The following is a 14,266-nucleotide window of genomic DNA, read 5'->3' as shown; positions in this document are numbered from 1 at the left end:
GAAGCGACCGAAGAGATACCTAACAGGTATCTAGGAGGTTATCCAGAAGGGGGAAGATGGCCGGGCAGGAGTCAGCGGCGGCGGGTGATCGCCGCGAGCTCGTCCGCCAGCCGGCGCACGGCGGCCTCGGGCGTCTGGTGCTGCGCCAACGCGTCATGCACCACGGCCTGCACGGCCAGACTGACCTGCTCGTAATGCGGACTCTTCGGGCGTGGCGCGGCCGACAGCACGCTCGTACGCAGCGCCGGCAGGTACGGGAAGCGGCTCACCAGCGCCGGGTCCTCGTACAGCGCGGCCCGTACGGGCGGCAGGGCGCCCTCCGTGAGCACCCGGCGCTGCACCGGCTCACTGGTGAGGTACGCGATCAGATCGCGCGCCGACTCCGGATGCCGCGCATGGGAGCTCACCGCCAGATTGGCGCCGCCCAGCACGCTCGTACCCGGCCCGTCGGGGCCCGGCAGAGGCACCGCCCCGAACTTCCCCGCGACCTCGGAGTCCTTGCCGGAGGCGCCCGCCCAGGTGTACGGCCAGTTGCGCAGGAAGAGCAGCCGGCCGTCCTGGAACGCCTGCCGGGACTCCTCCTCCTTGTAGGTCAGCGCTTCCCGGGGGATCCAGCCGTCCCGCACGCCGCGCGCCAGGAAGCCGATCCCCGAGCGCGCCGCGGCCGAATCGACGGTGACCCGCTCCCCGTCGTCGCCGAGGATCGTGCCGCCCGCCGAATACACCGCCTCGGCGGCGTTCACCGTCAGGCCCTCGTACGGCAGGAACTGGCCCGCGTATCCGCCCAGGCCGTACTTGGGCGCGATGGTCCGCGCCTGCCGCTCCAGCTCGGCCCAGGTCCGCGGGGGCCGTTCGCCCTCGCGGTCGAGCACGTCCTTGCGGTAGAAGAGCATCCCGGCGTTCGTCACGTACGGGACCGCGTACAGCCTGCCGTCGTACGTCGCCGTGTCCGTCACGCGCGGCAGGAAGCTCTCCAGCGCGAAACGGTCCCGCTCCAGCGGCGCGATCCATCCCGCGGCGGCGAACTCCGAGGTCCACGCCACGTCGATGTTGAGGACGTCGAACCGGCCCCCGCCCGACCGCAGATCCGTGATCATCTGGGAGCGGGTCTCGTCGGCGGAGTCCGGCAGCTCGACGAGCGTCACCTTCTCCGCCGGATGATCCCGGTTCCAGCCCTCCAGCACCGGGCCGAGATAGCCGGTGAGATCGCCCGCCGTGGCAAGCGTCATGGGGCCGCGCCCACCGTCGCGCTCCGTGCCGGTGGGGGTGCCGGACGCCACGTACCCGGCCATGACGACCATCGCGACCAGGAGACCCCTACCCGCGGCACGTATCCACCGCATAGGTTCCTCCCAGTGCACCGGCGCCGGACACCCGCGTCCGGCGACACGGGCATGTATACCCGTTAGGCATGGGCGATACTAGAGCCCGCATCGCACAACAGCCTACGGAGGAGGACAGCACGAGTGCGCCTGCCCCTCCTCGCCCTCCTCGCCAAAGGCCCCGCCCACGGCTACGAGCTCAAGCAGGACCTTGAGCAACTGCTGGGCGCCGCGTACCCTCCAACCAACGTCGGCCAGATCTATGTCACCCTCGGCCGGCTGGAGAAGTCGGGACTCATCGAGGGCGAGGAGATCGCCCAGGAGAGCCGGCCCAACAAAAAGATCTACCGCCTCACCGATTCCGGGCAGGAGGCGCTGCGTGCCTGGTTCGAGGAGACGGCCGACGAACCCAGAGTCCGGGACGAATTCTTCATGAAACTCGCCCTCGCCCCGCGCACCGGGCTCGCCGACCAGATCGCTCTGATCAACAAACAGCGACGCGAGTACCTCATCACCATGCGCAACCTTTCCAAGCTGGCAGCCGCCGAAGACCGCGACAACCGCATCTCCCAGCTGCTCATCGAGGGCGCCATGCTGCATCTGCAGGCCGACCTCGACTGGCTGGAGCGCTGCCAGGAGGAACTGGAGGAGTTGGAATGAGCGACCCCGCCGACGACTCCATACGCACAGGCGCCGACGACTCCGTACGCCCGGACACCGGCAGCCCACTGCTGCGGGCCGAGGGCCTCGTCAAGACCCACCACGGCGAGGGCGCCCCCGCCCACGCCGTCCGGGGAGTGGACCTGTCCGTACGGCACGGCGAGTTCGTCGCCGTCACCGGACCCTCCGGCGCCGGGAAGTCCACACTGCTCCATCTGCTCGGCGGCCTCCAGCGCCCCGACAGCGGCTCCCTCTGGCTCGACGGCGAGTGCACCGACGCCTACAGCGAGGCACGCTGGGCGGTCGAGCGGCGCCGCCGGATCGGCATCGTCTTCCAGTTCTTCAACCTGGTCTCCAACCTGACCGTCGCCGACAACGTCGAACTCCCCGCCCTGCTCGCCGGCACCTCGGCGCGGCAGGCCCGCGCCGAACGCGAGACACTCCTCGCCGAGCTCGGCCTGGAGAACAAGGCACGCAGCATGCCCGGCGAGCTCTCCGGCGGCGAACAGCAGCGCGTCGCCCTCGCCCGCGCCCTGGTCAACCAGCCCCGCCTCCTCCTCGCCGACGAACCGGCCGGCAGCCTCGACAGCAAGGGCACCCGCGAGGTCATGCGGCTGCTCTCCCGCTTCCACCAGCGCGGCCAGACGATCGTGCTCGTCACCCACGACGCCCGGCTCGCCAGCGCCGCGGACCGGGCGATCAGCTTCTTCGACGGCCGGATAGCCGACGACGCCGAGCTGGACCGAGCACCACGGCGCGGCACCGGCCTGTCCGGCGTGCTCGAACTGAAGGGCTGACCGTGCGGGCCATGCTGCGCTGGGCACACGCCGACCTGCGCACCCACCGCGGCGAGGGGCTGTTCCTCGTCTGCGCCACCGCCGGAATCGTCGCCTCCCTGCTCCTCGCGACGGCGCTGTTCGGCTACGCCACCAACCCCTGGCAGCGGGTCTTCGCCCAGTCCCGCGGGGCGCACGTCTGGATCCACACCGGCGCCGCCGCCGACGCCGGCCGGCTCGCCGGACTCGACGGCGTCACGGACGTCTCCGGCCCGTACCGCACGGCATCGGCCACCCTCGAGTCCCGCGGCGCCCGCGCGGGCGTCGAGCTGCGGGCCGCCGGCGAACAGCCGCCCACCACCGGGCGCCCGCTCCTGACCTCCGGCCGCTGGCTCGACCCCGCAGTCCCCGACGGCGTCGTCCTCGAAAGCTCCCTCGCCCGCGCGCTGTGGGCCGAACCGGGCGACCTCCTCACCCTCCCCGGCGGCAGCCCGCGCACCCTCACCGTCCTCGGCGTCGCCGAGAGCGCCGAGCCCCGCTACCGGCCCGGCGAACACCCCGGCACCGTCTGGGCCCTGCCCCGGGCTCTCGCCGGCGAGCACTCCGGGCAGGTCGTCGGACTGCTCCTGGCCGACCAGGGCGACACCGACTACGCCGTGCAGCGCGCCGTCACCGCGCTCGGGGCCGGCGCCGTCACCGACGTCTCCACCTGGGAGCAGGCCCGGGCCGACGCCCAGGGCGACACCAAACTCCTCGGCCAGATCCTCGGCGTCTTCGGCCTCGGCGCGCTGCTCGCCGCCGCGCTCGCCGTGTTCGGCGCCATCAGCACCCGGGTCCGCGGACACCTGCGCGACATCTCCGTACTGAAGGCCATCGGCTTCACCCCCGGCCAGGTGGTCCGCGTCTTCCTCGTCCAGCACCTGGCGTTCGCGGTGCTCGGCGCGGCCCTCGCCGCCGTCCTCATCCAGTTCCTCGGCAGCCGTCTGCCCGGCAGGCTCGGCGACGCCGTCGGCGTCTGGCAGGGCCTGCCCGGCCACACCGCGGCGCTGCTCGGGGTGCCCGTGGCGGCCGTGCTGTTCATCGGGGCCACCACCTGCCTGGCCGCCTGGCGCGCCGGGCGGGTGGAGCCCGTACCGGTACCGCTCGCCCCGGCGGCGGCGGGCGGGGGAGGACTGTCCGGCCCGGCCAGGAAGGCGCTCGGGCTGCGGGTGCCCGCGCCGCTGGTCCTCGGCTGGCACCGGGCCTTCGGCCGCGGCCGCCGGGCGCCCGCCACCATCGTCCGCCTCGCGCTGCCCCTGCTGCTGATCACCGTGGCTCTCGGCGCCTGGACCACCATCGAACGCTTCGACAGCCGGCCCGAACAGGTCGGCCTGGCCGCCGCCCTCACCGCACGCGCCGACGAGCGCCTGGGCGACCGCCAGGCCCAGACCCTCCTCGAAGGCAACGCTCACATCGCGGCCGCCCACCCCGGACTGGAAGTGGCCGCCCTCGTCCCCGGCCAGACCGGCACCATCGCCCTGCGCGGCCTCGGCACCCGCGACAAGCCCTACCCCTACACGGTCGCCGAGGGCCGCCCGGCCCACGGCCCCGACGAGGCGGTCGCCGGACAGGGCCTGCTCGACCTGCTCGGCGTCCGCGTGGGGGACTGGGTACGGATCACCGTCGGCGGCCACCCGCAGGTGCTGCACATCGTCGGCCGCAGCATCGAACCGGAGAACGCCGGCCGGGTCATCTCCACCTCGCTGGACACCCTCCGCGAGAACGACCCGGCGCTGCGCCCCACCCTCTACCAGCTCCAGCTCCACCCCGGCGCGGACCCGGGGACCGTACGCGCCGAACTCGCCGACGCCTCCGCCGGGCGGCTCGACGTCCACGAGGTCACCAGCCCCGCGGACCGCCTGTCCGCCCTGCGCGGCGTGGTGGCCGGCCTGATCGCCGTCCTCGCCCTCATCGGCCTCACCGAACTGTCCACCGCGATCGGAGGCTGCGTCCGCGACGGCGAACGGGATCTCCTGGCCCTGAAGGCCATCGGCCTCTCACCCCGCCAGATCACCGCGGTCACCGTGACCGCCATCGGCTGCACATCCCTCGCCGCCGCGGTCGCAGGCACGGCGCTCGGAGTCCCCGTGGCCAACTGGCTGATCGACCGCGAGGGCCACTCCAGCGGCATCGGCGCGGGCATCGCCCACGCCCCGCCGCTGCTCCAGCTGCTGACTCTCGCCGTGGCCGCGGTCCTCGGAGCCCTGGCCCTGACCATCGTCCCGGCCGCCCGCGCGGCCCGCCGCAGACTGGCGGACACCCTCAGCGCGGTCGCCTGACCGTCCTAGAATCCGGCCATGGACAGGACCGACCGCGCCAGCCGGCTGATCGCGGCACCCCCAGCGACTGTCTACGGCGCCCTTCTCGACCGGGTCGCCCTCGAGGCCTGGCTGCCGCCGGACGGCATGCGCGGCCGGATCGAGCGGTGGGATCCCCGCCCCGGCGGCGGATTCCGGATGATCCTCAGCTACCTCGACGCCACCGGCGCCCCGGGCAAGACGTCGGACGCGACGGACGTCGTCGACATCGAGATCGTCGACCTGGCGCCCCCGGAGCGCGTCGTACAACGGGCGGTGTTCGAGTCCGACGACCCGGCCTTCGCAGGCACCATGACCATGACCTGGCACCTTGCCCCCGCCCCGGACGGAACCCTGGTCACCGTCACCGCCACGGACGTGCCACCGGGCATCGACCCAGCGGCCCACGAGGCCGGGATCGCCTCCTCACTGGCCAACTTGGCGTCGTACGTCGAAGCGGGCGGCTGACGAAGGCTGCTGCGACCCGGGGCCCGGCGCGGACAGCGCGGCGCGTTGCGGCCGTCGCCGGCGCGGGATCGGTCATCCTGGGCCGCGATGGCGATGCTGTTCCTGACCCTTGTGGTGCTCGCGGGCGCAAGCACGCTCAACAACGTGCTCGTGCCCGAGTGGTACGTGCCGGTCTGTGTGGGCGCCGCCGGGCTCCTGTTGTTGATCGCTCGGCTGGCCGGGCTCACCTGGGATGAGCTCGGGCTCGGGCGGAAGTCGCTACGCCGAGGAGGGCGCTGGGGGCTCGTGCTGGCCGGCACTGTGGTGGTGGTGTGTCTGGTGGGGCTCGCGCTGCCCTTCACCCGGGAGGCGTTCACCGACGAGCGGGCGGCCGGACTGTCCGGTGGGGAGCTCGTGTATCGCGTACTGGTGCGTGTGCCGTTCGGCACGGTGCTGCTGGAGGAGGTCGCCTTCCGCGGGGTGTTGTGGGCGCTCGTCGCACGCCGGTGGGGGACCACCTGGGCGACCGCGGTCTCCTCGCTGCTCTTCGGACTCTGGCACGTACCGCCCTCACGCGGCCTCACCCGGTCGAACGCCGCGGCCGAGTCGCTCTTCGGGTCCGGTCGGACCGCGGTCGCACTGTCCGTGGCGGCGGCGGTCGTCGCCACCGCTCTCGCCGGAGTGCTCCTGTGCGAGCTGCGCCGCAGGTCCGGAAGTCTGATCCCGCCCGTCGCGCTGCACTTCGCGCTCAACAGCACCGGTTACGCACTCGCCTGGGCCGTCGGTCGCTGATCACGTTCACACCGTCCCTGACCACGGCATCGCCGATCCTGGATGAGACCCGACGAGAACCTCCACATTGTGTGTCTGTCGAGAGTTTCCCGTAGCCACCGGTCACCTGATCCGCCTCACCAACCACGCCGCTATGTCGAACTCTGCCCCATTCATACCCCTCGCATGACGAGGTCGCGATAAGTGTTACTCGGTTCTGAGGAGAAGATGTCGCCATTCGGTGAAACTAGCTTGACGCACGTCATTCGAGGTACACATCCGCCTCTGAGAGCGCGTCAACTCAATTGGCAGCGTCACCCGTTCCCGTGCTTTGATCAGGCGCGCTGCGGCGGTTGCGAACAACGGCCGACTTACGGGCCCGTAAGGCCGTCCGGCTGCCGCAGATATGGATTCCCCCCGAAAAAGAACGAAGGGTGCGCACATGCGTAACGACCTTGAGACCCGTGAGATCGCCGACACCGAGCTGGACGCCGTCTCCGGCGGTCTGGTGACCGTCTCCGGTGGTCTCGCCGGTGCCGCGACGGGCGACGTCACCAACGTCCTCGGCGTCGTCGGCTCGCTCCAGACCGTCCAGGGTGTCCAGAGCCTCGCCTCCGGCGTCCCCGGCCTGGCCTCGGGCGTCGCCGGCGTTTCGGTCAACGCCGCCGGCGTCACCGGTCTCGCCGGTCTCTGAGCGGATTTCACCATGAACCCCGGAACTTCCCCGTTCCGGGGTTCATGGTGCACCACCGCGCCCGACCCGAAACAAATGCAGCCGAAGGAATAGTCCGTGCAGTTCCGCCAAAAGGCGCTTTCCAAGCTGCAGTCACCCGAAGAACTCGATCTTCCCGTACGCTTCGCGCGCCCGCAGGGACGACTCGTCCTGGCGGTCACGGTCGTCGTCATGGCCGCCGCGTGCTTCTGGGCCTTCACCGGCACGGTGTCCTCCAAGCTCAGCGCGCCCGGCATCCTCACCCACGCCGGGGGCAGTTACCTCCTGCAGAGTCCTGTCGCCGGACAGGTCACCGACGTCCTCGTCGAAGAAGGCCGGACGGTCTCATCCGGCACGCCCCTCCTCGTCGTGCGGACCGAACAGGGTGACCGGCCCGTGCGCGCGGTGGCCGGCGGTCGGGTGACCACCCTCTTCGCCACCACCGGTTCGGTCGTCACCACCGGCGCGGACGTGGCGACCGTCGAGCGCGTGACGGATTCGGACGAGCCGCTGGTGGCCATGGTGTACGTACCGGGCGGCAGCGCCTCGACGATCCAGGTGGGCGCCTCGGTCGACCTGGCGGTCCAGACCGTGCCCCGGGAGCGGTTCGGCGTGCTGCGCGGTCGCGTCGCGGCGGTGGGCCGCGCGCCCCAGACGCAGGCGCAGATCGGCAACTTCCTCGGCGACAGCGCCCGCGCGGCGCAGTTCGCCCGCCAGGGCAACCCGGTCGCGGTACTCGTGAAACTGAAGCGCTCCTCCGGCCCGTCCGGTTACGCCTGGTCCTCCGCGGACGGCCCCCCGCACCCCGTCGACTCCGGGACGCCGGTCACCGCCGCCGTCCACCTCTCCGCCGAACGCCCCATCGACTGGCTGCTCCCGTGACCTCCACCGACGACCGCGCTCGCGACAACGACCGAGACGGGGCCCCGGCCCGGTCCGGGCCGAGTTCCCGCCGGCTCCAGCCCGCCGGCCGCCGACGCCGTCGCCCCGCCCCCAAGGGCCGCCGCCCCCGCGCCGTACGCACCCCCACCGTGCTGCAGATGGAGGCGGTCGAGTGCGGCGCCGCCGCCCTCGCCATGGTGCTTGGCCACTACGGCCGTTTCGTCCCCCTGGAAGAGCTCCGGATCGCCTGCGGTGTCTCCCGCGACGGCTCACGCGCGAGCAACCTCCTCAAGGCGGCGCGCGGTTACGGACTGCAGGCCAAGGGCATGCAGATGGACCTGGCGGCGCTCGCCGAGGTCGCCGCCCCGGCCATCCTGTTCTGGGAGTTCAACCACTACGTCGTCTACGACGGTATGGCACGCCGCTTCGGACGCATGGGCGTGTACGTCAACGACCCCGGCAAGGGCCGCCGGTTCGTACCCATGGACGAGTTCGACACCAGTTTCACCGGCATCGTGCTCACCTTCGAGCCCGGCCCCGGCTTCCGCCGCAGCGGCCGCCGCCCCGGCGTCCTCGCCGCCATGCCGGCCCGCCTGCGCGGCACTTCGGGCACCATGGCCGCCGCCGTGATCTCCAGCCTCCTGCTGGTCGCCGTCGGCGCCGCCGTACCCGCCCTGAGCCGCACGTACATCGACATGTTCCTCATCGGAGGGCAGACGTCCCTGCTCGGTGTGCTCTTCACGGCGATGGCGTCCGCACTGGTGCTCGCCGCGGTGCTCACCGCGCTCCAGCAGGCCAACCTGCTGCGCGGGCGCATCATCTCCTCGACCCTCGGCAGCGCCCGGTTCCTGCGGCACCTGCTCAGGCTGCCCGTCACCTTCTACGCCCAGCGGAGCCCGGCCGACCTGGTCCAGCGGCTGCGGTCCAACGACGCGGTCGCCGAAACGCTCGCCCGTGACCTGTCCGCCGCGGGCGTGGACGCCGTCGTCGTCGTGCTCTACGCCGTGCTGCTGTGGACGTACGACCCCCAACTCACCGTCGTCGGCATCGGCATCGCGCTGCTCAACGTGGTGGCCATGCGGATCGCGATCCACGTACGGGCGACCGGCACCCGGAAACTCCGCGCCGAGAGCGCACGGCTCACCAACACGTCCTACAGCGGCCTCCAGCTCATCGAGACCATGAAGGCCACCGGCGGCGAGAACGGATTCTTCCGCCGCTGGGCCGGCCAGCACGCCGTCACCCTCGACGTGCAGCAGCGCCTCGGCGTGCCCAGCGCGTGGCTGGCGATCGTCGCACCCACCCTGGCCGCGCTCAACAGCGCCCTGATCCTGATGATCGGCGGCCTGCGGGCGGTCGAGGGACATCTCACCGTCGGTCTGCTCGTCGCCTTCCAGGCCCTGGTGACCAGCTTCACCGCGCCGATCACCCGTCTCAACGGCGTCGCCGGACGGATCCAGGACTTCGCCGCCGACGTCGCCCGGCTCAAGGACGTCGAGAACTTCCCCGTCGACCCGATCCACACCCGCCGCGAACCCGCCACCGCCCGCCGCCTCACCGGCCGCGTGGAGCTGGACGGCGTCACCTTCGGCTACAGCCCGCTGGACGCCCCGCTGCTCAAGGACTTCTCGCTGTCCGTCGGCCCGGGGCAGCAGGTCGCGCTCGTCGGCGGCTCCGGCAGCGGCAAATCCACCGTCTCCCGGCTGATCGCGGGACTCTACGCACCCTGGGAAGGCGCCATCCGTATCGACGCGATGCGGCTGGAGGACATCCCGCGCGGCGCGCTGTCCGCCTCCGTCTCCTTCGTCGACCAGGACGTCTTCCTCTTCGAGGGCACCGTCCGCGACAACGTGACGCTGTGGGACCCCTCCATCCCGGACGAGGCCGTCGTCGCCGCGCTCCAGGACGCCGCCGTCCTCGACGTGGTCTCCCGCCGCCCCGGCGGGATACGCAGCCGCGTCGAGCAGGACGGCCGCAACTTCTCCGGAGGCCAGCGTCAGCGCCTGGAGATCGCCCGGGCCCTCGTCCGCGACCCCAGCGTGATGGTGCTCGACGAAGTGACCAGCGCCCTGGACGCGGTGACCGAACGGCTCGTCATCGACAACCTGCGCCGCCGCGGCTGCGCCTGCGTGGTCATCGCCCACCGGCTCAGCACCGTGCGCGACAGCGACGAGATCCTGGTGCTCGACCGCGGCACCGTCGTCGAACGAGGACGGCACGAGTACCTGCTGGCCACCGGGGGCCCGTACGCCGAACTGGTCAAGGAGCACTGAGGTGACCTCTCCGCACCCCGCCCCGGTCACCGCCGCCCACACTCCCATGGCGCCGGACCCGGTCGCGGCCGCCCTGGGCGCACTGGGCACACCGGTCGACTGCACGGACCTGCGCAGCCTGGCACTGGAGGGCCCGTCCGTACTCTGGCTCGTCGTTCACGGCGCGCTGGACCTGTTCGCCGTCGACGCCGCGCTGCTCGGCCACTGGCACTTCCTGGGCCGCCTCGAAGCGGGCGCGCTGTTGCTGGGCCCCGCGGAGGGCCCCCAGCACACCCTGATCGGCCGGCCCTCGCGCGACTGCCACCTGCGCCGCATCGAGCTGCGGGAGCTGTACCGCCCGGAGCACGGCAACGGGTGGGACACGAACCAGTGGGACGCGACCCAGTGGAACACCGGGCAGTGGAGCACCGGGCAGGGGTACGACGCGCACGGGTACGAAGGCCAGGGGGGGTACGGCCCCGGCGGGTACGGACACGCCCACAGCGGTCTCAGCCCCCTCGAGAACGCCTTCGCGCTCGGCGTCGGCCGCGGTCTGAGGGTGCTCTACCAGGCGCCGCTGGACGGCCGGGCCGACAGCGAGCCGGGCGCGGCCGACGACGACATCGTGTGGATGCGGCTCACCCCCGGCAGCGTGCAGTACGGCGCCGCCTACGAGGCCGAGGCGGCCGGCGTCCTCCTCGTCGACCCGGCCATGTGGCAGGGCATGGTCGAGCAGCAGTACCGGCTGCTCTACGCGCTGGACCGCTGGATCGAACAGCGCGAGCGCGACCACGAGGACCGTACGGCGGCCGGCCTGGAAGCCGGCCGCGCGGCACGTACCGAGGCCGACCAGGCGCTGCTGGCCTCCATCGGCCGCTCCGGCAGGGGCGCCCGCCCCACCGCCAGCGTGGACGCGACCTTCGCCGCCTGCCGTCTGGTCGCCGAAGAGGCGCGCATCACCCTGTCCGAACCGGCTGACGCGGGGGCGGGAGCCGAGCGGATGGACCCCGTCGAGCGGGTCGCGCTCGCCTCCCGGCTCCGTACGCGCACGGTCCGGCTCGAAGGGCGCTGGTGGCGGGAGAACAGCGGGCCTCTGGTGGGCCGGCGCGAGGAGGACGCGACGCCGGTCGCCCTGCTGTGGCGGCGCGGCGGGTACGTGGCGGTCGACCCCGCGGACGGAACGCGCGAGCGGATCACCAAGACCGGTGAGGCCGGCTTCGAACGGCACGCCGTGATGTTCTACCGCCCGCTGCCCGACGGAAAGCCGGGGCTGCTGTCCCTGCTGCGCTTCAGCCTGCGGGGCACCCGCCAGGAGCTGCGGGCCATCGTCCTCGGCGGGCTGGTCGCGGTGGTGCTGGGGGCGCTGGTGCCCGTGGCCACCGGCAAGGTGCTCGGCCAGTACGTACCGGCGGCCGAAGCCGGCCTGATCGTGCAGACCGCCGTCGCGCTCATCGCGGCCGGCGTGGTCGCGGCCGCCTTCATGCTGCTGCAGAACATGTCCATCCTTCGGCTGGAGGGCCGGATAGAGGCCACGCTGCAGCCCGCGGTGTGGGACCGGCTGCTGCGGCTGCCGACGAACTTCTTCGCGGGACGCTCGACGGGGGAGCTGGCCGGCGCGGCCATGGGCATCAGCGCCATCCGCCGCACCCTGTCCGGCATCGGCACGGTCTGCGTGCAGGCGAGCACGGTCGGCACGATGAACCTGGTGCTGCTGCTGGTCTACAGCGTGCCGCTGGCGCTGGTCGCGCTCGCCATGCTGCTGGTGATCGCGGCGGTCTTCACCGGGCTGGGGCTCTGGCAGCTGCGCTACCAGCGTCGCCTGATCAAGATCAGCCACCGGCTCGACAACCGCGCCTTCCAGACGCTGCGCGGTCTGCCCAAGCTGCGCGTCGCCGCCGCCGAGAGCTTCGCCTACGCGGCCTGGGCGCGCGAGTTCGCGGGCACGCGGGTGCTGCAGCAGCGCGTCGGCAGGCTGCAGAACCTCGTCACGGTCCTCAACGCCGTCTGCCTGCCGCTGTGCACGCTCGTGATGTTCATGCTGCTGGCCGGACCGGCCCGCGGCACGATGTCGGCCGCGGAGTTCCTCACCTTCAGCACCGCCGTGACGATGATGCTCTCCTCGGTGACACAGCTGACCGGAGCGCTCCTGTCCGCCGCCGCCGTGCAGCCTCTCTTCGAGGAGGTCGCGCCGATCCTGCGGGCCGAGCCGGAGGTACGCGGCGCCGCCACCCAGCCGGGCGTGCTGAGCGGAGCCGTGGAGGCCCGGCAGCTGTCCTACCGCTACACCGAGGACGGTCCGCTCGTCCTCGACGGCGTGGACTTCCAGGTCCGCCCCGGCGAGTTCGTCGCGATCGTCGGAGCGAGCGGCTGCGGAAAGTCGACCCTGCTGCGGCTGCTCATCGGCTTCGACAAGCCCACCTCAGGCAGTGTGCTCTTCGACGGCCAGGATCTGGCGGCGCTCGACCAGGCGGCGGTGCGCCGCCAGTGCGGCGTCGTCCTGCAGAACGCCCAGCCCTTCACCGGCTCCATCCTCGACTGCATCCGGGGAGCGGAAGCGTTCTCGCTGGAGGAGGCGTGGGAGGCCGCTGCGATGGCCGGGCTGGCCGAGGACATCAAGGCCATGCCGATGGGCATGCACACCATGCTCTCCGACGGCGGCGGCACCATCTCGGGCGGCCAGCGCCAGCGGCTCATGATCGCTCAGGCCCTCATCCGCCGGCCCCGGATCCTCTTCTTCGACGAGGCCACCAGCGCGCTGGACAACGAAGCCCAGCGCGTGGTGATCCAATCCACCCGCGCCCTGCGCGCGACCCGCATCGTGATCGCGCACAGACTGTCCACGATCATGGACGCCGACCGGGTGATCGCCATGTCGGACGGCCGTGTCGTCCAGCTGGGCTCCCCGGCGGAACTGCTCGCGGACACGGACGGCCTGTTCCACGAACTGGTCCGCCGCCAGCTGTGGCGGTGATCGTCGTAGAGGCCGGCACCAAAGCGATGTCCGTTTAGGCACCTTTATTGATACTTCGAGAAAGTATGCCCGTAGGTTCTTGTTTCGGGTGATGGGTGACGCCAATTCCGTTTTCTAATAAATGGTGAATCGGTGGTCGCCGCCAGTGATGTGGGTCACCTCCAATTCCGCCCCCTGTGATGCTGGCGCGGAGTCAGATGTGAAGCCCGGCAGAATAGTTGGGTCAAAGCGTGGCGGGCGTAGGGTTGATCCTTTTCTTTTCTTACGCCAGATTCATTTGCATTGATGAATCGCGGCCTTGTTCTTGTCGCTTTCCTTCGCTTACGGTCACCTCCATCCGGATGGACCGCCGAATCCTGCCGCCGTCCGGGCATCGAACCCACCCACACGTCCGGCAGGAGCGGGGGACCCAGGTTTGCCGCCGGTCCGGTCTCCGGAGCGGCTCGGGGTGAAGCCGCGTGCGCCGCGGCCGGGCATCTCCTGCCCGAACCCGACAGCTCACCTCGCAGGCGAAGGAGAGGAACTCGCCATGCGTGGACACGGAAAGCACCGCCGACCCAAGGACAACCCGCTCGCTCGCCGTCTCGCCGCCGTCGGCACCGGCGGCGCCGCACTCGTGCTGCCGGTGATCGGCGCCACCACCGCCGGAGCGGCGACGCCGCAGGCCGCACATTCCGTCGCAGTTGAAAAGGGATCGCTCACGGCTGCGGTCAAGGCGGCCGCGAAGTCCGGCAAGGTGACGTATTCCGTGGTCGCCGGTGACTCGCTCTCGAAGATCGCCGAGAAGCACTCGGTGAAGGGCGGCTGGAAGCAGCTCTACAAGGACAACCGCGCCGTCGTGGGCAAGAACCCGGCGCTCATCCGGCCGGGCATGAAGCTCACCATCGCCAAGGAGGCCGCCCCCCGCGCGGCCGCCACCGAGCGCGCGGACCGCTCGGCGCGCCCCACCGCTCTGGCCGCGCCCGCCCCGGCCGCCAAGGCGGCGCCGGCGAAGGCGGTCTACGCCAACAACCTCGACGGCTGGATCCGCGAGTCCCTCGACATCATGAAGCAGCACAACATCCCGGGCAGCTACGAGGGCATCCACCGCAACATCATGCGGGAGTCCAGCGGTAACCCGAACGCGATCAACAACTG

11 protein-coding genes and 1 riboswitch are annotated in these 14,266 nt (G+C 71.7%); of the genes, 10 read left to right on the top strand and 1 reads right to left on the bottom strand.

The genetic code is table 11. The annotated features are described in order from the left end of the window. Positions 1–71 precede the first annotated feature (71 nt). Positions 72–1,343, bottom strand: a complete 1,272-nt coding sequence (locus tag IEZ01_RS31785; RefSeq protein WP_189205180.1) for an ABC transporter substrate-binding protein — start codon at positions 1,341–1,343, stop codon at positions 72–74. Positions 1,344–1,466: 123 nt separating this feature from the next. Between IEZ01_RS31785 and IEZ01_RS31780 the strand changes: the two genes are divergently transcribed. The 10 genes from IEZ01_RS31780 to IEZ01_RS31735 all read left to right on the top strand — a co-directional run. Further along, positions 1,467–1,982, top strand: a complete 516-nt coding sequence (locus tag IEZ01_RS31780) for a PadR family transcriptional regulator (protein ID WP_019883908.1) — start codon at positions 1,467–1,469, stop codon at positions 1,980–1,982. Then, positions 1,979–2,779, top strand: coding sequence for an ABC transporter ATP-binding protein (locus tag IEZ01_RS31775; RefSeq protein WP_229833314.1), 801 nt, complete (start codon positions 1,979–1,981; stop codon positions 2,777–2,779). The genes IEZ01_RS31780 and IEZ01_RS31775 overlap by 4 nt, the downstream gene beginning before the upstream one ends. Before the next feature lie 2 nt (positions 2,780–2,781). Beyond that, positions 2,782–5,076, top strand: coding sequence for an ABC transporter permease (locus tag IEZ01_RS31770; RefSeq protein WP_189205178.1), 2,295 nt, complete (start codon positions 2,782–2,784; stop codon positions 5,074–5,076). 18 nt (positions 5,077–5,094) lie between these two features. After that, positions 5,095–5,562, top strand: coding sequence for an SRPBCC family protein (locus tag IEZ01_RS31765; RefSeq protein ID WP_019883905.1), 468 nt, complete (start codon positions 5,095–5,097; stop codon positions 5,560–5,562). A gap of 87 nt (positions 5,563–5,649) precedes the next feature. Next, positions 5,650–6,333 (top strand): CPBP family intramembrane glutamic endopeptidase, encoded by a 684-nt coding sequence (locus tag IEZ01_RS31760; protein WP_019883904.1) that lies wholly within the window; start codon positions 5,650–5,652, stop codon positions 6,331–6,333. A gap of 421 nt (positions 6,334–6,754) precedes the next feature. Continuing rightward, positions 6,755–7,006 (top strand): hypothetical protein, encoded by a 252-nt coding sequence (locus IEZ01_RS31755; protein WP_019883902.1) that lies wholly within the window; start codon positions 6,755–6,757, stop codon positions 7,004–7,006. Between the two features lie 96 nt (positions 7,007–7,102). Beyond that, a complete protein-coding gene (locus tag IEZ01_RS31750) occupies positions 7,103–7,906 on the top strand; it encodes a biotin/lipoyl-containing protein (protein WP_019883901.1) in 804 nt (267 codons plus the stop codon). Between the two features lie 158 nt (positions 7,907–8,064). Continuing rightward, complete coding sequence (locus IEZ01_RS31745; RefSeq protein ID WP_040875273.1) at positions 8,065–10,179, top strand: NHLP family bacteriocin export ABC transporter peptidase/permease/ATPase subunit; 2,115 nt, start codon at positions 8,065–8,067, stop codon at positions 10,177–10,179. Positions 10,180–10,225: 46 nt separating this feature from the next. Continuing rightward, positions 10,226–13,129, top strand: coding sequence for an NHLP bacteriocin export ABC transporter permease/ATPase subunit (locus IEZ01_RS31740; protein ID WP_189205208.1), 2,904 nt, complete (start codon positions 10,226–10,228; stop codon positions 13,127–13,129). Between the two features lie 370 nt (positions 13,130–13,499). Then, positions 13,500–13,654, top strand: a riboswitch (cyclic di-AMP (ydaO/yuaA leader). Positions 13,655–13,658: 4 nt separating this feature from the next. Then, positions 13,659–14,266 (top strand): LysM peptidoglycan-binding domain-containing protein (locus IEZ01_RS31735; RefSeq protein WP_189205176.1); only part of this gene is annotated, 608 nt, incomplete at its 3' end.

Origin of the sequence: Streptomyces purpureus, assembly GCF_014648195.1 — a bacterium.
In the GTDB taxonomy this organism is placed as follows: Bacteria; Actinomycetota; Actinomycetes; order Streptomycetales; family Streptomycetaceae; genus Streptomyces; species Streptomyces purpureus.
The sequence above is the reverse complement of the archived record's forward strand: the minus strand, read 5'-3'. Positions and strand labels throughout refer to the sequence as shown.

Coding starts and splice junctions, on each gene's coding strand:
- IEZ01_RS31785 (WP_189205180.1), bottom strand. CDS start 1,343: ATGCGGTGGATACGTGCCGCGGGTAGGGGTCTCCTGGTCGCGATGGTC.
- IEZ01_RS31775 (WP_229833314.1), top strand. CDS start 1,979: ATGAGCGACCCCGCCGACGACTCCATACGCACAGGCGCCGACGACTCC.
- IEZ01_RS31765 (WP_019883905.1), top strand. CDS start 5,095: ATGGACAGGACCGACCGCGCCAGCCGGCTGATCGCGGCACCCCCAGCG.
- IEZ01_RS31760 (WP_019883904.1), top strand. CDS start 5,650: ATGGCGATGCTGTTCCTGACCCTTGTGGTGCTCGCGGGCGCAAGCACG.
- IEZ01_RS31755 (WP_019883902.1), top strand. CDS start 6,755: ATGCGTAACGACCTTGAGACCCGTGAGATCGCCGACACCGAGCTGGAC.
- IEZ01_RS31745 (WP_040875273.1), top strand. CDS start 8,065: ATGGAGGCGGTCGAGTGCGGCGCCGCCGCCCTCGCCATGGTGCTTGGC.
- IEZ01_RS31740 (WP_189205208.1), top strand. CDS start 10,226: ATGGCGCCGGACCCGGTCGCGGCCGCCCTGGGCGCACTGGGCACACCG.